Source organism: Chloroflexota bacterium, assembly GCA_026706485.1.
GTDB lineage: Bacteria > Chloroflexota > UBA11872 > UBA11872 > UBA11872 > JAJECS01.
Genome location: JAPOYR010000011.1, coordinates 397,154 through 414,870, shown reverse-complemented (window position 1 = coordinate 414,870; position 17,717 = coordinate 397,154). Strand labels below are relative to the sequence as shown.

The 17,717-nt window shown below is 63.8% G+C and carries 16 protein-coding genes and 2 tRNA genes; 5 read left to right on the top strand and 13 right to left on the bottom strand.

Annotated elements, in window-relative coordinates:
• Positions 1-43: 43 nt before the first annotated feature.
• Complete coding sequence (locus OXG79_11385) at positions 44-469, top strand: ribose ABC transporter (GenBank protein MCY3784373.1); 426 nt, start codon at positions 44-46, stop codon at positions 467-469.
• Positions 470-679: 210 nt separating this feature from the next.
• Complete coding sequence (locus tag OXG79_11380) at positions 680-1,678, top strand: hypothetical protein (GenBank protein MCY3784372.1); 999 nt, start codon at positions 680-682, stop codon at positions 1,676-1,678.
• A 26-nt stretch (positions 1,679-1,704) separates the two neighbouring features.
• Here OXG79_11380 and OXG79_11375 read toward each other — a convergent pair whose 3' ends face one another.
• Positions 1,705-2,607, bottom strand: coding sequence for a sugar phosphate isomerase/epimerase (locus OXG79_11375; GenBank protein MCY3784371.1), 903 nt, complete (start codon positions 2,605-2,607; stop codon positions 1,705-1,707).
• A gap of 132 nt (positions 2,608-2,739) precedes the next feature.
• Between OXG79_11375 and OXG79_11370 the strand changes: the two genes are divergently transcribed.
• Complete coding sequence (locus OXG79_11370; protein ID MCY3784370.1) at positions 2,740-4,548, top strand: ABC transporter ATP-binding protein; 1,809 nt, start codon at positions 2,740-2,742, stop codon at positions 4,546-4,548.
• A gap of 96 nt (positions 4,549-4,644) precedes the next feature.
• Here the strand turns inward: OXG79_11370 and OXG79_11365 are convergent, their stop codons facing one another.
• The 7 genes from OXG79_11365 to OXG79_11335 form a co-directional block, all read right to left on the bottom strand.
• Positions 4,645-5,472, bottom strand: coding sequence for a class I SAM-dependent methyltransferase (locus tag OXG79_11365; GenBank protein MCY3784369.1), 828 nt, complete (start codon positions 5,470-5,472; stop codon positions 4,645-4,647).
• 25 nt (positions 5,473-5,497) lie between these two features.
• Positions 5,498-6,352, bottom strand: coding sequence for a TauD/TfdA family dioxygenase (locus tag OXG79_11360; GenBank protein MCY3784368.1), 855 nt, complete (start codon positions 6,350-6,352; stop codon positions 5,498-5,500).
• Positions 6,353-6,437: 85 nt separating this feature from the next.
• Complete coding sequence (locus tag OXG79_11355; protein MCY3784367.1) at positions 6,438-7,733, bottom strand: sialidase family protein; 1,296 nt, start codon at positions 7,731-7,733, stop codon at positions 6,438-6,440.
• 284 nt (positions 7,734-8,017) lie between these two features.
• On the bottom strand, positions 8,018-8,866 hold the full coding sequence (locus tag OXG79_11350; protein ID MCY3784366.1) for a phytanoyl-CoA dioxygenase family protein: 849 nt from the start codon (positions 8,864-8,866) through the stop codon (positions 8,018-8,020).
• Positions 8,867-8,938: 72 nt separating this feature from the next.
• Positions 8,939-9,508 (bottom strand): GrpB family protein, encoded by a 570-nt coding sequence (locus OXG79_11345; protein ID MCY3784365.1) that lies wholly within the window; start codon positions 9,506-9,508, stop codon positions 8,939-8,941.
• The gene (locus OXG79_11340; protein MCY3784364.1) at positions 9,501-10,064 is read right to left on the bottom strand and encodes a GrpB family protein; all 564 of its coding nucleotides are present in this window, start codon (positions 10,062-10,064) and stop codon (positions 9,501-9,503) included. Before OXG79_11340 ends, OXG79_11345 begins: the two co-directional genes overlap by 8 nt.
• Complete coding sequence (locus OXG79_11335) at positions 10,057-10,821, bottom strand: phytanoyl-CoA dioxygenase family protein (protein ID MCY3784363.1); 765 nt, start codon at positions 10,819-10,821, stop codon at positions 10,057-10,059. Before OXG79_11335 ends, OXG79_11340 begins: the two co-directional genes overlap by 8 nt.
• 154 nt (positions 10,822-10,975) lie before the next feature.
• Between OXG79_11335 and OXG79_11330 the strand changes: the two genes are divergently transcribed.
• Positions 10,976-11,635 (top strand): peptidylprolyl isomerase, encoded by a 660-nt coding sequence (locus OXG79_11330; GenBank protein MCY3784362.1) that lies wholly within the window; start codon positions 10,976-10,978, stop codon positions 11,633-11,635.
• 358 nt (positions 11,636-11,993) lie between these two features.
• Here OXG79_11330 and OXG79_11325 read toward each other — a convergent pair.
• Positions 11,994-12,069, bottom strand: a tRNA-Phe gene (locus OXG79_11325).
• A gap of 351 nt (positions 12,070-12,420) precedes the next feature.
• On the opposite strand from OXG79_11325, the gene OXG79_11320 reads away from it, so the two are divergent.
• Positions 12,421-13,059 (top strand): NUDIX domain-containing protein, encoded by a 639-nt coding sequence (locus OXG79_11320; protein MCY3784361.1) that lies wholly within the window; start codon positions 12,421-12,423, stop codon positions 13,057-13,059.
• A 369-nt stretch (positions 13,060-13,428) separates the two neighbouring features.
• Here OXG79_11320 and OXG79_11315 read toward each other — a convergent pair.
• The 4 genes from OXG79_11315 to OXG79_11300 form a co-directional block, all read right to left on the bottom strand.
• Positions 13,429-13,504 (bottom strand) — tRNA-Phe (locus OXG79_11315).
• Positions 13,505-13,907: 403 nt separating this feature from the next.
• On the bottom strand, positions 13,908-14,864 hold the full coding sequence (locus OXG79_11310) for a hypothetical protein (GenBank protein MCY3784360.1): 957 nt from the start codon (positions 14,862-14,864) through the stop codon (positions 13,908-13,910).
• A 128-nt stretch (positions 14,865-14,992) separates the two neighbouring features.
• Positions 14,993-16,585 carry a DUF87 domain-containing protein gene (locus tag OXG79_11305; GenBank protein ID MCY3784359.1) on the bottom strand — a complete coding sequence of 531 codons (1,593 nt, stop codon included), beginning with the start codon at positions 16,583-16,585 and terminating at the stop codon, positions 14,993-14,995.
• Positions 16,582-17,661 (bottom strand): hypothetical protein, encoded by a 1,080-nt coding sequence (locus OXG79_11300; protein ID MCY3784358.1) that lies wholly within the window; start codon positions 17,659-17,661, stop codon positions 16,582-16,584. The genes OXG79_11305 and OXG79_11300 overlap by 4 nt, the downstream gene beginning before the upstream one ends.
• Between the last annotated feature and the right edge of the window lie 56 nt (positions 17,662-17,717).

Below are 17,717 nucleotides of genomic sequence, written 5' to 3'. Positions count from 1 at the left end.
CATGTGCCACGATGCCACCGCGCCGACGCTGAGGAACGCCCCCATGCTGAAAGGCATCGACCCGCTCCTGGGGCCGGACTTGCTGCGTGTGCTTGCGGCCATGGGGCATGGCGACGAAATCGTGATCGTCGATGCGAACTTTCCGGCCGAGGCCAACGCCCGGCGGCTGGTGCGCCTCGATGGCGTCGACGCCACCCGCGCCGCCGAAGCCATTCTCTCGGTGCTGCCGCTCGACGAGTACGTCGAGCGGCCGGCGGCGGTGATGGCGGTGGTCGGCGACCCGGACGCCGAGCCGCCTGTCTTCGCCGACTTTCGCCGCATTGCCGCGACAGCCCGCGGGGCGCCCGTGAGCTTCGAGCGAGTGGAGCGCTTTGCGTTCTACGAGCGGGCGCGGCAGGCCTTCGCCATCGTCGCCACCGGCGAACGGCGGCTCTACGGCAACGTGATCCTGACCAAGGGCGTGTTGTAGCGGGACCGGGTCGGATCACCCATGCGAAGTGGCTTGCAGGCCCTGCCATGACGATTGGCCGGACCGGAAAGCAGGCAGTAGCATCCTCGAATCGGGGCCGGTGATTCCCGATTGCACGATGACGGTATCTCCAAGAGTCACGCTGCAAGCAGCTTGAGGGAAACGAGAAGGGAGACCTGCCGCATGTTGGCCATGTCCAGACGGTCGGTCATGGCAATTGCGCTGATTGCCGTCATATTTGGAACCGCCTGCTCCGAGACCGAAGTCGTTGCGGAGAAGGAGCCCATCGTCTTCAGCGATCTGAACTGGACCAGTGCGCAGTTTCAGAATCGCGTCGCCCAATACATCGTCGAAAAGGGCTACGGCTATCCCACCGATCTGGTATTCGGCGCCACCCTTCCGTTGTTGCAGGGACTGCGCCGAGGCGACACCCAGGTCACCATGGAGATCTGGCTGCCGAACCAGGAGGATGCCTGGGTGGATGCGCTGGCAGCGGGCGATGTCGAATTGGTCGGCGAAAGCCTCGGCCGCGACTGGCAGTCCGCATTCGTAATCCCGGCATATCTTCAGGAGCAGTACCCGGAGTTGGACAGCGTCGAGGATCTTAAAGAAGAGAAATTCAAGGCGTTGTTCGCCACGGTCGAAACACGCGGTAAAGCGCGGCTGGTGTCCTGCGTCATCGGTTGGGTCTGCGAGGAAATCAACGCCCAGCAGATCGACGCATACGGACTGTCGGACCACGTCCACATCATCAATCCAGGTGACAGCGCCGCGGCGAATGCCGACCTCTACGGCGCCTACGAGCGACGGGAACCGTGGCTCGGCTACCAATGGGGAACCAACGATCCTGCGGCCGAGCTCGACTTGGTCCGCCTGAAGGAGCCCGAGTACACCGATGAGTGCTGGGCGACGACCAAGGCTTGCGCCTACCGAGACGCGACGATCTCCATTGCCGTGCATCGAGACATCCCTGGTCGGGCGCCGGAAGTCGTCGAGATGCTGCGGGCCTGGAATCTGAATCTTGAGCTCTACAAAGCTGTCGGCAAGTGGCGGCTCGAAAACCGGGATGCCAGCATCAACGAAACTGCACTCTGGTGGCTCAAGAGCAACGTGAGCGTATGGTCAGGCTGGGTGACGCCCGGGGCCGCCGAAGCCATCAAGGCCGCACTCGACGCCAACGAGATTCCCGACGGCTGGCCAAGCGTATAGCGAATTCGTCGTCTTCCGCTGGCCGTCTAGACCAGCAGCGGCGCCAGAAATCGTTGGGCCAGCACTAGTCCCTTGAGCGCGTCGTTCTCAGGGTCGGTTCTGGCACTCCAGAACGGGTCCTCGTGCTCCACGACCAGCGGGCCGGCGTAGCCGACGTCGAGCAGTGCGGTGATGAAGGCCGGCCAGTCGATCACGCCGAATCCCGGAATCCGAAAGCGATAGGTCCCTTGGCCAATCCGGCCGCGCTCCGCGCCGATGACGCCGTACTGGTAACGCGCCTCGGGCAGGAACTCGGTGTCCTTGGCGTGTGCCTGGTAGATGCGCGGACCGTACTCGCGCGTGGCGCGCAGATAGTCGATGCCCAGCCAGACCAGGTGCGATGGATCGAAGCACAGCCCCAGCGCCTTGTGCGGGACGGCGTCGAAAATGGCCTCCCAGTGCGCCGGGGCATAGGCCAGGTTGCGCCCGCCGTCGGCCCAGTTTTCCATCACCAGGCGCACGCCGACCCGCTGCGCGTGGTCCAGCACCGGCGCCACGCCCTCGGCGAAAAGGCGCACGTTGGCGTCGAATCCAAGGTCCGGCGCCATCTGGTGTCCCAGCCACGCCAGCGGGATGTGCTCGGCGGCGGCGTAGTCCAACGCCCGGCAGGCCTCGGCCGCTTGCTCGGCCCGCGTCGCCGCATCGGTGGCAATGGGCTGGCAGATCATGCCCGTGGTGGAGGTCGGCTCCAGGCTGTGACGCTCGCAGATGGCGCGGGCGTCGGGCTGGAACAGCGGCACGTCGATGGCCTGATAGCCGTTGGCCGCGCCCCAGCGCACGAAGTCCTCGAACTCGATCGGCGGAAAGTGCCCGTTGTGAAAGTAGCCGAGCTTCACCGCGCCCTCGATGGGAGTATTGCGATCGGCGTCATCGCCATGGCGGCCGCGCACGGATCGAGAATGTGGTTGCTGCGCGGAAGGCGACCGCTCTCTTCGCCCACCTCATTATATCCCCGGTTTTTCGAATCCTCGGCGGGAATCGGCACTGACGGCGGCGGCCACTCCCGTCAAAATATTTGGGTAATGAGGCCGTGGATTTCTGAACCCGCGAACGCTACCGATCCGACGACTGCCGAATCGTCCACGTCGGCCGCCATCGTGCGGCAGGAGCTGCGTCGGCGTTGGCGCGCCGTTGCGCTCACGGCGGGGCTCATGCTGGGCGGCGCGGCCGTCAGCATCGTTCCGGCCCTGCTTGTCGCCGCGCTGATCGATCGTGCTCTTCCCGGCGGAAACCTCGGGTTGACGGCGGTGCTCGCCGGTGGGATGGCCGGTGCGGCGCTCGTGCTGCTCATTCTGGCGTCGAGCGAGAGCTACATGCGGGCCTCGATCGGCGAGGCTGTGTCGCGTCGCCTGCGCCAGCAAGCCTTCGACGGCATCGCAGCCGCCCAACTCGCGGAGCTTGAGCAGGTCCCGTCCGAGCAGCTCGTGTTTCGACTCACCAGATCGTGCGGACGAATCGGTGAGTGGTTCGTTGGCGAGTCGTTGCTTCCCGCCGTTTCCCAGACCCTGGTGCTGGTCGCCTCACTTTCGGCCATGCTGGTGCTGGCCTGGCCGCTCGGACTCCTGGCCCTCGTCGCCATACCGGCGATGACCCTTGGCGTTGCCCGGCTCGGACCCCTTTCCACGCGACTTGAACGGCGGTTCGGGCGCCATCTGGAGCGCGGGCAAATCTTCCTTCAGGAGGTGCTTGCGGGCATTCGGGTGGTCCGCGTGTTTGATGCGGCGGAACGGGAGCGAGGGCGATGGCTTCGATGGCTCGACGAGCATTGGCGTGTAAAGGCCAAGACCTTCGTCCTGCACGACGTGGTGATCGCCCACAGCGGTGCGGCAGCCCAGGCGCTGGTTACTGCGGCGGCATTCGGAATTGGCGCCGTCCTCATTGCCGGTGACCACCTGACGCTCGGCGGGCTGATCGCGGCGGTGGCGCTTGTGCCTCGGGCCTATGTATCCCTGCAGCGCCTGCTGACGCTCCAGGCAAACCGGGCGCGGGTCGAGGCCGAATACGAGCGAATGGACGATGTATTTGGTCTCGCGCCGGAGCGGGCTGGAGGCAGGACGCCGCAACTCCCGGCTGACGATTCAGGGGCTCGGGTGGCGTTTCAGGACGCAAACTTCCGCTACGCGCGGGAAGACGCGGGGGTCTTCGGCGTCTCGTTCTCGGTCCAGCCGGGCCAATTCCTCGGCATCGTGGGGGAAACCGGCAGCGGCAAGTCGACGCTGCTGGACTTGCTGGTCGGGCTCTATGCGCCGCACTCGGGCTCGGTGCGCGTCGACGGGATCGACACCCGCGAGATCGATCTCTCGTGGCTGCGCCGGCAGATTGGCTTGGTGCCCCAGGAACCGCGACTGTGGGACGCAACCATCGCCGACAACATCCGCTATCCGGCAGGGTTGGCCGGTGCCGACGAGTTGGCGCGGGCGCTGCGGGACGCTCAGCTCGACGACTTCCTCGCCAGATTGCCGCAAGGGATCGAGACCACCGTCGGTGAGCAAGGTCACAGCATCTCCGCCGGCGAGCGGCAGCGGATCGCCATCGCCCGCGCGCTGCTGCGCGACCCGCGCCTGCTGATTCTGGATGAGGCCACGGCCTCGTTGGACGCGGCGACCGAGCAAGACCTGCGGCGCGCGCTTGCCGCGTCACGGCGCGGCCGCACCCTGATCGTCGTCACCCACCGAATCGAATCGGTGATGGGCGCGGATCGAATCGTCGTGATGGACCGCGGCCGGGTGCTCGAGCAAGGAACGCCAGAGAATCTGCTCCAGGCCGGCGGACGGTTCGCCGGGCTGCGTTGGGCCCAAACCAGTGACGCGGGAGCAGATCGGCCGGGGTAGTTCGGACAAGACTCAACTTTAGGCGCCCGCGTTTTCGAGCCGCTTGAGCCACGGACGCCACCTGTCGCCCACGGCGGCGGCTCGTGCGCGGTCTCCCTAAGCGGACGCTTGTTGATCGGTGTCGGGAGGCTTGCTGGCAACGAACAGATACGAGCCCGGCAGCTTCTGCAGACGCTCCAAGTCGTCGCCGAAGCGCCAGGCAGCCGTGCTTGGAAACTCGGTTAAGCGTTCAACGCGGAGACCGGCCTGCGCCACGCTGGTGATGATGTCGCCCAAGGGCCAGGTCCAATCCCACTTCGTCTCAGGGGCGTCCGCGGCGCCGGGGAAATGGCACCACCCGGTAGACGCTTCGGGCTGCCGGTCGAAGTAGTCATTCACGATGGCGATCGCCCCTTCGCGCACCTCGACGCGGGCGATCACTGGATGCTCCTCGCGCACGATGAGCCGTCCCGAGGGTTTGAGCAGGTCGTTGATCGTCGCCGCCCAGCGGTCGAGACTCGGCAGCCATACCAGGGCGCCGCCGCCTGTGTAGACAATGTCAAATGACGCGGGGCGGAGCAGATCGTGGGGGAGCGAGCACACGTCCGCGGCCACGAAGTCAGCCGCTATGCCGGCTGCCTTGGCCTTGGCGGTTGCCAGCTCGATCTGCCTGGGGCTGATGTCGACGCCGGTCACCTCGGCGCCCAAGTTCGCCCACGAGAGCGCCTCTTCCCCGCTCCCGCACTGCAAATGGCACAGCCGCAGTCCCCGCACGTCGCCGGCGGCCTCGTGATCGCGCTTGTCGAGCACCGACCCGCCCTCGGCGAAATGGCCTGCCGGCGGAAAGATCTTCTGGCGCCTATCCGCAATTGCGTCCCAAGCGGCGCGATTCGCGGCCGTATAGGAATCGTCGGGATCGACGGACTTGCTGGACCCGGCGCTCACTCGAGATGCACCCGGCAACCGGTGGTCAGACCGGCAGGTCGCCCTGAATCGTGGTGCGGTGCATGTGGCGCGTGTATTTCGGGTCGAATGCCGTGGCCAGGTGCAGCGTGCAGCGGTTGTCCCAGAACACGATGTCGTGCAGCCGCCACACGTGCCGGTAGACGAACTCGGGCTGCGTGGCGTGGTCGTTGAGCTCTTGCAGCAGCGCCTTGCCCTCGGCGTCGTCCATGCCCTCGATCCCGGCCACGAGTGACGGGCTCACGTACAGCGCCTTACGCCCAGTCTCCGGATGCGTGCGCACCAGCGGATGGACAGCCGTGGGCACCTTGGCCGCCTGCTCCGCGGTGAGGGTGGGTCGCTCCATCGCGGATTCCTGGAACCGGCGATTGATGAAGTCGGCATAGGAGTGCCGCAGGCGAAGCCCTTCGACGCGTTCCTTCATCTCAGGCGACAGCGTCTCGTAGGCCGAGTAGAGATTGGCGAACAGCGTGTCGCCGCCGGTCGGCGGAATTTCCAACGCGTACAGCAACGAGCCAAGCGAGGGGAGTCGCATGTAAGAGAGATCGCTGTGCCATTCGCGTCCCGCGTCTTGCAGCCCGACGGGCACTCCATTGATGCGCTTGTTCGAAAGCACCAGCACCTCAGGCTGCTCGGGCAGCAGGAACTGGTTCAACACGTGGAGCTCGAGCACGCCGAAGCGGCCGCTGAACGCGGCGTGGTCCGCCGGCGAAATCTGCTGGTCGCGGATCACGACCACGTTGTAGTCGAGCAGCGCCTGGCGGATCGTCTCGAACTGCTCGTCGTCGTCCGGCTGCGTCAAATCGGCGCCGATGATCTCGGCGCCCAGGGCGGCCGAAACCGGCCTGACCTCTAGTGCCATGGAGCCGTGCTCGATCTCGGGGGGCGCCCGCGCGCCGCGCGGGATATGGGGCGCCAATCGTAGCAGCGCCCCGCCAAAATCGGGGCTACGCCGAGGGGACCGTCAGCGGCGCCAGCAGGTCGTCGGTGATGTAGCGACCGAGGCCGAAGATCTTGCGGTCGGCGTACCACAGGATGCGCTCGCCGCGATGCTCCGTGACGCTGGCGTACATCGACAGCCACTTCATGTAGAAGGGAAACACCCCGATGTTCTGCGTGTCGAAGAGCAACTGGGGCTGGCTGAACCAGATGGGCTGGTGGGCGTCGGGCCGGAACTCGCCCACGGCGATGAACTGCGGTCGCCGCGCATGAAAGTCGCGGGGCCCGCGACCGCCGAATCCGTGCCCGTCGTGGTTTTGCAGCATGAGCAGGAACCGGCCGTCGTCCAACGCGAAGATGGGGCACGGCGAGACGGGATTGAGCATGGGCGCGCCATCGTCGCGGTTCAGCAGCGGTTCCGTCGGCCGCCAGGTGACGCCGTCGTCGGTCGAAACCGTGTACCAGATCTGTCCGGTCGCCGTGCGCGCCACCACGAACAGCCGACCATCCGGCAGCAGCACCGCGCTCGGCTCCTCGCAATAGGAATAGTTGCGCGAAGCCTCGGGCTCGTAGGGCACCGGCACGCGGATGGCCGTGTCGTCGTCTTGCAGCCAGGTGATCTGCACGTCGCGCGGATGCGGCGACTCGTCGATGTTCTCGAACCGCATGAACTCCGCCTGGCTATCGCGGCGGGACATGGTGAAGTCGTCCTCGCGGCGCGCTGTCTTGACGTAGGAGTTCGTCCAGCGGGTGAATCCGATGATCGGGCGGTCGTGCGCGTCGCGGATGGGCTTTTGCCACACCACGCAGTTGGCCCCGATGGAGCGGTCCGGGTGGTCGTTGGCGCTGGAGCGGTAGGGAATCACCACTTCCCCATCGATCCACGTGCGGCCATCGTCGTCGGAGTACTTGCAGCGCAGAAAGCTCGTCTGATAGCTGTCGCCGATCGCGCGGCCGTGGTTGTAGAAGCAGTAGATGCGCCCGCGCCGGCTGATGATTGGGAATCCAAAGGCGCTCACCTGGCCGGGCTTCGCCCCCGGACCGTCAATGACGCCCACCGGCGACCACGTCCGTCCGCCGTCGGCGCTGCGTGAGTACGCGACCCGGTAGTCGGCCCCATGCGGCTGGCTGGCCAGCGCGAAGATCGCCAGCAAGTCTCCGCCCGGCGTGACGTCCACCAGGACGTGGTCCACGGCCTCGATCCAGTACGAGGGCTCCTCGGGCAAATAGAGCACCAGGTCGGGATCGGTGCGGCGCCAGTCCTCGCTGAAGCACTCGTGGTCGCCTGGAATCGTCTTTGTCATGAGTTCACCAATTCCGGCTCGTCGCCGCCGCAGTGCGCACAGCCTAGCGGTATCCAATGGGAACCGCCCCTGGAGACTCTTGCGTAGTTCCTCCGGTGGAGTTTGGAGGGCAGTTCCGGTTCCCCCTCCCTGAAGGAGACCTCTGCGTAACCCTTCGTCATTCCCGCGAAGGCGGGAATCCACCCTTCACTGAATCTGGGGGCGGACAGGATAGGCCTGGTCATCCCCAAGCCCGGCTGGATTTTGCAAAGGTCTCCCTTTGTGGTCGACGGAGCGGCCCAGGACTAGCTGCGCGACGGCTCGCTCATCTCCTGGCGCGCCTGACGCACCAGCTCTGGCAAGTGGTCGTCGTTGGCCAGCCGTTGCTCCAAATGCCGCATGCGGCCCGGACCTGCCGTTCGGATCATCGCGTCGCCGTAGGCCCGCTCGGCCCAGAACCTAACCATCGTCGCAACGTCCTCTCGCAGATCGTCCAGGTCCTCGTCACGGAAGCGCTCAGACATGTTGATGGTGAACATGCGCCGGCGGGTTCCGCCGCCGAATGACGCGTGCTTCAGGTCGTGAATGAACAGCACCATGTCGCCCGGCTCCGATTCCAGCGCCACCGCGGGCACATCGCGGCCCTCGATGCCCAGGCGTTCCCCGAGCGACGCCGACCGGCTGCTCGGCATGATCTGTTGCAGGGACTCAGCATAGCCGTCACCGGGAATGTGACTACCGGGAATCACCCGCAGGCAACCCGAGTCGCGCGTGACGGGGTCCAAGTAGAACGCGATCTTGATGGAGCGGTATTTCATGCGGGCGAACCCGTCGGAGTGCCAGCGCGTGTTGCCCACGTAGAAGTTGCCGTCGCTCCCGGTGTAGTTGTAATCGTCGCCCAGCAACGCACTGACGACCCCGTCGATCCGTGGGTCGTCCAGCAGTGCGCTCAGATACTCGCTCTGGTCGATGAACGGAACCAGGGCCGACCGACGCTCATGATCGTGCGCTTGCTGGTTGTGGCCGCCGCCATGATCCGCCCACACCCGTTCGAACTCCTCGGTGATCCTTTTGGCCTCGTCAGCGAACGCTCCCGGAAAGGTCAGGTAGCCAAAGGTCTCGAAGAACGAAAGTTGTTGGTCGGAGAGCGACATGGCGCCGGCCCTTCATTCAGGCGACCGCGTGGCGTCAATTCTAGCGGCGAGCACGTCGGATCGACCTCGACGTCACGCGTCTCGCCTGTCCTCACGCGCTCGCCGCGCCTGCGCCAGCACGTCCATCACGAACGCCTCTTTACCCACCGTGTACTGGCCCCGGCTGTCGGGAAACCGCCGCGCCAGATCGAGCTTCAGCCGCTGGTACTCCGCTGCCGCATCTGGATGGCTGCGGACGTAGTCGCGGAAGAGCAGCATCGCCTCCCATTGGGGGTGGGTCACTTCAAGCATGTGCAGCTGGTGCGTGCGGCGGCCCTGCGCATCGAGCCGACGAAAGAAGTGCCGCCGCGGCATACCGCGCTCGCCGCGAAACTCCCACCCAATCTTGGCCAACGGCCCGAAGGTGACCCTGGCTTCGTCCCATTCGTGGACGCCCACCAGGATGTCGATGGTCGGCTTTCCGGCCATGCCCGGAATGGCGGTGCTGCCCGCGTGCTCGATGCACAGAATGTGCTGGCCGATGCACGCGGCAATCTCGGCGCGTTCGCGCTCATACATGGCTGGCCATCCCGGGTCGTAGGGAACGACAGCGAGGCGCGTCTCCGCCGGCACGCGAACGATTGGGCGTTTCGCCTCAGCCATCCGTTGTGGGGCAAGTGCCGCGCGCCCGCTCGAGAATTCCCTGGATGAACGGCGCTTTCGCCGCCTGGTAGCCGGGCCCGTCAAGATTTCCGCGCGCGAGGTCAAGTTTGAGGCGTTCGTAATCGGCCGCGGCTTTCGGATGGCCGCGGAGGAAGTTGCGAAACGACAGCATGGTCTCCCACTCCGGCTGCGTCACCTCGAGCATGTGCAGGTGGTGCGTGCGGCGCCCGCTCACGGCGCCCCGGCGAAAATAGTGCCGGCGTGGGATGCCGTGCTCGCCGACGTATCCCCATCCAATGTCGGCAAGCGGCGCAATGGTGATGTTGGCTTCGTCCCAATCGCGCACGCCCACAAGAATGTCAATCGTTGGCTTGGCAGACAGTCCAGGTATGGACGTACTGCCGACATGTTCGATTCGCAGGATGTGCTGGCCGATACACGCGACAATCTCCGCGCGTGCCCGCTCATACATGGCCGGCCACGCTGGATCGTAGGGAACGACAACCAAACGAGTGTCGGCAGGTCCGCCGTCGATTGGTTGTCCGGCGCTAGCCATCCGTCCTCGGCACGCGCCGGAGGAGGTTTTGCTCGGCCGGCGGCAGTGTCCGATAGAACGACTCCAGCAGCATCGGTGTTTCCTCGTTGGCCTCCAGCCGAAACTCGCCTTCCAGGTGATACCAGTCGCGGTTGTAGACGATCACCGCGAAGGGACGCGGCTCGTCGGTGCGATTCGCCGTTCCTCGGTGCAGCGTGCGGGCGTCGCTGATAAGCACGTCCCCCGCGCGAAGCAGCAGCGGCGCGAGCTCGATCTCGCCCGCCGCAATCTTTGTCTGCGCCTCGTCCCTCGTGAGGTGCTGCGTGCGTTCGGACGTGCTGTAAGGCCCGTTGTCGAGGGTCATGTCCACGCTGGTGAAGCGCACCGAGAGCGTCGGCGGCGGATAGCGCAGGTCCGGCTGCTCCGGGAACAGCGGGCGGATGTCCGAGTGCACCTGCTGGTCCTCGGATCCCGCGACCGGCGTATCGGTGCCGTAGTAGGCGATGAACATGTATTCGCCCAGGATGCGCCCCACGATCTCGTTAACCGTGTCGTCGCTGAAGAACTCGGACTGATAGAACGGCGGTGCGAAGGGCAGGCCGATGGCCCAGCGGTGCGCCCGGCGATTGCCTTCGGGAATGCGGGCCGCGACTCTTTGCAGTAGCGGCAGGAATCCCTCGTGGAACGCGTCGATCGCCGGCTTCGGAAAGTGATTGGGCAAGACGCAATGGCCGACGTCCAGGATGTCGGCGACACATTGGTCGATGTCGACGCTCACGAACTCACCCCTCGCTTGCCGGCGTTCCGGGCAAGGCCCCAAAACCGTAGCGCACGCGGCTCGCCGTCTGACTCGGCGGGACTTGCATGGCGATTGGGCGGCCGACGCGGCAGAATGGCGGGAGAGCCGGCGGTTGAATGCGGAGCGAAGAGCCATGTGGCGAGCAATCGTGATTGCGTTGGTCGTGGCAATGGCGGCCGTTGCGGTCGCTGCCTGTGGCGAGCCGGAGCCGGAGGGTCCGCTGACATTCGCCGCCGAGCCGGAGATGACGGTTGAGGAGCTCCGGCCCTACAGCGTCGTCATCACCACGAGCCTTGGACGGATGACGTTCAACCTGGTGCCGCAAGAGGCGCCGCGAGCGGTCAACAGTTTCCTGTTCCTGGCCCAGGAGGGCTACTACGACGGCATGACCGTGCATCGCGTGGTGCCGGGCGTGCTCATTGAAACTGGCGACGCCACCGGCACGGGAACGGGCGACGCCGGCTATACGTTCGAGATTGAGCCGCCGCAGCAGCCCTACCGGCGCGGGGATTTGGTCATGGCCAATACCGGCGCGCCGAACTCGAACGGGTCGCGCTTCTACATCATTCTCAACGACCTCACGGACGCCGAGCTGCCGCCCGACTACACCATCTTCGGACGCGTCAAGGAGAACCACGCCCCCTCGCTAACCACGCTGGACAAGATTGGCGGCGTGGCGCTGGGTCCGGGACCGGACGGTGAGATGTCGGCGCCGGTGCAGGACGTCACGATTCAGACCACCAAGATCAACTTCGGCTGCCTGCCCAGCATGACCATCTACAGCGGCTGCTAGCACCGCCGGTTCGGACTCGACGAGTCGGCGACCCGACGCGGCACGCCCGCGATTGGGCCGACCTGTTCGTAGCCCCTCGTCATTCCCGCGAATGCGGGAATCCACCCATCATTGAACCTGGCCGCGGATGGGGTTCGCCCGGTCTTCCTCAAGCTTGGCCGGGTTTTGCAAAGGTCTCCGAAGGCGGGAATGCACCTTCACTGAACCTGGGGCGCGCGCCGGATGCTTGCGGTCGGGTGGGTCGCATCCCCGCCCGTACCGGACTCGGCAGGGGACTCCGAAGGCAGGAATCTAGCGCCTGGTTGAGTCCGTGGAGCGCACCACCTGCGCCCTGCGCCAATCGGATAGGAAAACTTCCTGGTGGCGAGAGCCAGAATCGAACTGGCGACACATGGATTTTCAGTCCACTGCTCTACCGACTGAGCTATCTCGCCATGCGCACGGCCCCAACGGGTCATCGCGCGATGCCGGTGGGCGAGCCTGCACTGTACTACGGGTCTACCGCTGAGAATCGTCGGTGCAGCTCACTCCGCCACCGTATGCTCGAGTCTTCAATCCGAGGGAAGTCCGTCATCCGAGGGCCAGTGACAGCGCGCGAAGTCGTTGACAAGGGTTCGTCGCACCGATTCCATAGTTGCGCCCGGTCTTCGGGCCGGGTGCGGGTTGCAACCAGGCTGCGGTTCTTGTGCCATTGTGACGAATGATCGTTAATCACATCATTCTGGTCAGATGTGCAAGCACGTCGGAGAGATGACGAGGCGGTGAGCATGAGGCGGGTTGCCTGCATGGTGACGGCCATTCTGGTCGCCGCGACTCTTTCGGTATCCGCGGTATCCGCCGCCGACGGCACGACTCCTGACCAGCAATCGGGTCTCGATGCGTGCACGCCCGCGTGGGATCCAGGCGACCCCCGCATCGTCACCTGGGACGGGCGCACATTACACCAACAGCCGTACGAAGTCGGTGATCTGTTCTATCGCGTCTGGGGTGATGGAGATTTGGAGGCGGGGCGACACCTACGCCGCTGGCGCTGGGAATACGAGTGCGTGCACCCGGCGCCCCCGACTGATGGACTCCGCCAGCGGGCCACCGTGGTCGTCATTCGAAATGGCCACGTGCTGCTCGTCCGGGGCGGGTCCGGCGACTTCTCGATACCAGGCGGAGGCATCGAGCCGGGGGAGCGGCCTGCGGAAGCGGCGGTTCGAGAGCTGCTCGAGGAAACGGGCCTCACGGCGACACGAGTGGAATACCTGTTCCAGTGGGCGAGCTCTGTGAACAGGCACCACGTCTTCCTTGTCGAGGCGGACGGCGAGGTGCGGATTGCAGCCGAAATCAGAGACTTTCGTTGGTGGGATCGGCGGGAGCCTCTGCCCACACACGCACATGTCGAGCCAATTCTGGCGCTGCTTGAGGTTCGGAGCTAGACAGCTGCGGCCTAGCCGGCAGCCCAATCTCCGCCGTTTGCGTTGGCGATGAGGGGCTAGGCCTCGCGTAAGGCATGCCGAATTCGCTGGTGCCGATTCCTTCGCGGCTGCGGCCGCCGCCTTCGGGACGCTTGGCGGAACGAGCGACCTCGGGTCAAGTGTCCCATCGACCTGTCACGGATCACCGAAGTTGAGCGATGACGACGGCCCCCAGCTGATCGTGTTGCGTGCCCGGGTGCTTGGGAGTCGCCGGTCTATTGGGCGATTGGTCGCTCGTGCCGCGCCATCACCTTGCGCACTACCGATCTGTCATTCCGGGCGCCGAGAGAGACCAGACCTTCCGGCGCGGCCGCGCGGGTTAAGCGTCGGTGGTGCCGAGAGCTAGAATCGAACTGGCGACACATGGACTTTTGGTCCACTGCTCTACCGACTGAGCTATCTCGCCAGGCGCGCGGTCCCGAGGGGTAATGGCGCGGCACCGCTGGGTCTGTACCCACTGTACTGCGAACTCCTGCGTTGTTTGCGTTCTTGGGAATTGCTACTCGGATAGCACCTGCAAGCGCTTGGCGATTGGGCATACTTTCTAGCCGCCCACAAGGGCGAAAGCTCGTCCCTTCGGCTGCACAGATCGGTTGCCCGCCGACCCAAGCCAACTGGCCTGGGGGGTTGCTGCACCACTTGCGCCGCTCCTTTGCCGCACGGATGCGTCCTGGTCCCCGTGGCAACGACCGCCAATGCGAGCAGAATCTCTTGTCAGACTATTGGACCGCCGTTGGCGCAGTTGCCCACTACACTCCAGCTCGTATGTCGTGAAGCCAGCGAAATGCAAACACCGGACGGCCGCACGGCTACTTGGCTACGAAGGTAAGCACTTCCGAAATGTCTGTGAGGGGAACGCGTGATCGGCGGGCCTGATTGTTGAGAATCGCGATTCGGCGACCCTGCCGGCGCTGAATGCGGCGTGACGAATAGACCACGTCGTACAACTCGTAGCCCATCCGCAACCAAGTCCGACGAACCATTTCGGGAAACAGTAGTCGTTGGCCGCTAGCGAGCCCGCGCCAGTTGGGCACGATTACCGTGCAGCGTCCGCCTTCAATCTGAGCCTCCCGCAGACGGCGCGCGACCACCTCCATGGCCTCGCGCCACCGATCAGGCGACATGTTTGCCAAGTCAGACTCAAGGTCAGAGTACTGGCCAGAAACGATCTCGCAGTAGGGTGGGTCGAGTATGACGTAGTCGGCTCTTGGTACCGGAAACCTCTGTAGTAGGTCACACTTCTGAATCAATTCCCGGTACGGGCCGCGCGGTGCGAGGTCGGACATTACGATTTCCAACTCGACCGCATTGGTGCCGAGCCAGAGGTCGCGATCATCCCACACCCGCTGCAACATGCCAGAACCGGCCATCGGGTCGACTACGACATCGCCATTACGTGCGTAGTACCACAGGCAGTTGGCGTAGAGATCTCCGGGTATGTAGCCATATCCATTCTCGCCGTCGATCCTGGGCCATTGAAGGCGCCCGAAGTTCCAGCTATCGCTTGGCCGAATCACCGATGCTACGGAGGCGCTGGCCGTCGGCGTGAGGGACTTTGCATCCGCCTCGGTCATTGACGGTTGGATCGATCCAGCCTGTGCAGCTTGTACGAGCACGTCCAGCGGTTGATCCGCTAGCGCTGCCAGCGTCCTGGCACGAAAGGGCAGTCGGACGTCAGGCTGCGCTTCGACTAGCGGCCCCAGCACAGCGGCGTAGCCCGCCAGAGCCTCGGCGTCGCGCTCGCTCAGCCCAGCGTGCGCGAGCACCTCGCGATAGCGGTCCGAGGACAGTTCCCTCCGTGCTTTGCCTATCCGCCGACCCTGCTCAACGAGTACTAGGCCGGGGTCTCCCGTCCTACGCCGGAGGTACCTAATCCATCGCTGGCTCACACCGCTCACTCGGCAACGGTCAGCTTTGACGGCGACAAATCCATCTTGCACGAAAGCAGTGAGCGCACAGAGAACATGTCAACAAACATCTCACCGGGGTTCAATTTGTCTGCCTGATCGAGCATTTCAGTTCTGGCTGTAGGCAAAGCGTCGCGCAATACGCTCAAGTTTCGGTGTCTTCCAATGATCGTAGTGTTGAGATTATTCCGAATTCGATCAGGTACGTCTCCGGCACTCTGCACGGAGATTAGGTAGCCGATGTGAAGTGAGCGCCCTTTTCGAATCTGTTCCGCTAGGGCACTGCTTGCTGCCTCACGCAAATGGCGGGATTCGGCTGCAAAAATATCCGAAGCTTCGTCGATGATCACTTCTAATGCTGGCGTCTCTTGCGTATTTCCTTGCATAGTGATACTGCGAATGGATGCAGCTCGCCTCAGGAGCTGGTCCAAAAAGAGTGCATAGCCACGCGCGTTCTCCTCGTTGATGCGGATAACATTCAACCCGGGCGCAAATATGTCGGAGATGTCACCAGTCTCGCGGCGTCTCCCTTGCCAATCTGGCGTCGGCCTGGGATCGAGGAACTGAGGGATACGCCCTGGAGCCCGGATTTTCCACCGGATCGCATTCATAGTTTGTGGGTTTAGGCTACCGCCACCAGCACCCAATACTCGATTACTCAGCGTGGCGTTGTTATTGTTGCGGATGTAGTCGGTGAGGTCGTGGATAGTCCATGTTGATTGCTGATTGTCCGCGAAATCAGAGGTTATAAGCTCAAATGTTTCGGCCTGATTCTCCTCACCGCCACGATAAAAGATAGTTCCGGCAAGTATGGCCCTATCAAGTTCTGATGCCTGGGCGCTGATCAGCCTAGCAGATGAGTTTTGGTCGTCCTCATCCAGCGTCCAATACCGTACTGAATCACTCCCGGTACCATTGAGATTGAATGCCTTGGAATACGCTGCTTCGTTGTTTTCTTCGTGATGGTCTTGGTGATCTGGCTTGTGGTCGAACAGGATTACGCACCGGTCCATGTGGGCGGCGGCGTGCGCAATATTCGAAAGGAGGTGTGATTTGCCAGATCCTGTTGCTCCCGCCACCAATGCGTGGTGATTGAGGACTCGATCGTCGACGTGCACTGGAACATCTGCGTCCCCCGACTGTGCTAAGTGACCGATTCGGGTCGCCGGCCCGTTCCCGGCTGGCAATTCGAGGCAGGCCGTTATCTCGCCGGTCGTGGCTGGTCGGCAAACGGCGCCAGTCGTCGGGCGAGTAAACGCTGTCACGGCCTGTTCGTCCCGCATGATCGCCTCGACTTTTGCGTCGTAGTACGTCACGTTCGCGACTATCGCATCGGTGGCGTATCCGCGTTCACCGAGAAGCGACAGTATCTGTGCCAACGAGATGGCGTCGAACGGATGGGGGGAAAAGCGGCTGAGATTGCGATTCGGAGTTGCGATCTGGAGGAAGAAGCGATCTGATTGTGATTCCGAAATCACATAGGTGAAGAGCGGAAGGAGTTCTTCTTCCCCACCCGTCACCAACCTGACGATGTCGGTGGGAGTGTTTTGGTCGTCGGCTACCTGGATCAATTGGGTCAACGCAATCCCCTCTCGCTTGTAAGGGCAAGGAATCGACTCGGCTCGGATGAAGCGAAGCGTGCAATCACTTCCTCACGCGCGCGGTTGCCGTTAAATCGTGACCGCACATGGTTGTCGGCGATTTGCAGCAGCATTGGGATGTCATGGTCCAGCGCTCCCCCGTTGTCGTGTTCGAGGATTGCGAATGCGAGTGGCAGTCGCTCGATGTGACACTCGACGGCGAACGCCCGGTTGCGGACTTTGTAGACGGCCCTAACAATTGCCTCTCCATGTTGCTCGACCCATGTCCCGATATGTCTCTGCCTTGCACCGAAGCGGTCGGACAGAATATTCCTCCAGTCGCTCAGCACAAAGACCTCGTCCGGTCGAAGCGCATACCCGATCGCAGTAAGCAAGGGGTTAGCAGTTAGCTCCTTGATAAACCCGATTGCGCGCCGAGTTGCGACCAAGTTCTGGAGCAGGCCGCGGGCCCGATCTTGCGTAAGCATGTTCTGGGTGATTATTGGGCCATCAACCAGAACGAATCTGGCGTCATCACCCCTCAGCCAGTCGAGCGCGACTTCGCGTTCCCCGTACTCTCTAAATGTGCTCGTCCACGATCTCTCATGCTCTCGAGCACCGCGAAGGTGCTCACTCCAGCGCTGGACGGCGTCACTCAAGTTGCCACTCGGGAGACTCTGGGAGGCTGAATGTGACGCCCTTGTTCGCGTCACAAACGCCTTGGGCTGATGGTGCGTCCGCGGCGTCACCCGCACCATTCCGACGGCGTAGAGCGTATCCGCGACGAATCTCAGAGGGGCGACGGCGTCTGTTCCGTCGACCGCGGCGATGAGATCGGCGTGATATAGATTGTTTGCGTCTGCGGTGGCCGGCGCGGCCGTGCCGCCGATTGTTGCGACTCCACCCCCCTCATCCTGAATCAGTCGGCGAATCTGATCGACGATCTCGTCTTCCTCTCCCGATGAGACGCCCACAAGATTCGGAAGGTCGCCCAACACCTCGTAGCTGTCGGTGATGTCCACGCGACCGTCGAGTGCATCGGCGAAGTAGCGTCCGCCCAGGTGCTCGGTCGTCATCGCTCGCGACCTTGCATAACGAAATCGGTGCCCATTAGGGTCGCACGCCGTCGATC

Bases quoted from the DNA above. Each gene is read 5' to 3' on its own strand.
- OXG79_11370 (MCY3784370.1), top strand. From the start codon at position 2,740: ATGAGGCCGTGGATTTCTGAACCCGCGAACGCTACCGATCCGACGACT.
- OXG79_11360 (MCY3784368.1), bottom strand. From the start codon at position 6,352: ATGGCACTAGAGGTCAGGCCGGTTTCGGCCGCCCTGGGCGCCGAGATC.
- OXG79_11350 (MCY3784366.1), bottom strand. From the start codon at position 8,866: ATGTCGCTCTCCGACCAACAACTTTCGTTCTTCGAGACCTTTGGCTAC.
- OXG79_11330 (MCY3784362.1), top strand. From the start codon at position 10,976: ATGTGGCGAGCAATCGTGATTGCGTTGGTCGTGGCAATGGCGGCCGTT.
- OXG79_11340 (MCY3784364.1), bottom strand. From the start codon at position 10,064: ATGGCTAGCGCCGGACAACCAATCGACGGCGGACCTGCCGACACTCGT.
- OXG79_11345 (MCY3784365.1), bottom strand. From the start codon at position 9,508: ATGGCTGAGGCGAAACGCCCAATCGTTCGCGTGCCGGCGGAGACGCGC.
- OXG79_11380 (MCY3784372.1), top strand. From the start codon at position 680: ATGGCAATTGCGCTGATTGCCGTCATATTTGGAACCGCCTGCTCCGAG.
- OXG79_11320 (MCY3784361.1), top strand. From the start codon at position 12,421: ATGGTGACGGCCATTCTGGTCGCCGCGACTCTTTCGGTATCCGCGGTA.
- OXG79_11385 (MCY3784373.1), top strand. From the start codon at position 44: ATGCTGAAAGGCATCGACCCGCTCCTGGGGCCGGACTTGCTGCGTGTG.
- OXG79_11355 (MCY3784367.1), bottom strand. From the start codon at position 7,733: ATGACAAAGACGATTCCAGGCGACCACGAGTGCTTCAGCGAGGACTGG.
- OXG79_11300 (MCY3784358.1), bottom strand. From the start codon at position 17,661: ATGACGACCGAGCACCTGGGCGGACGCTACTTCGCCGATGCACTCGAC.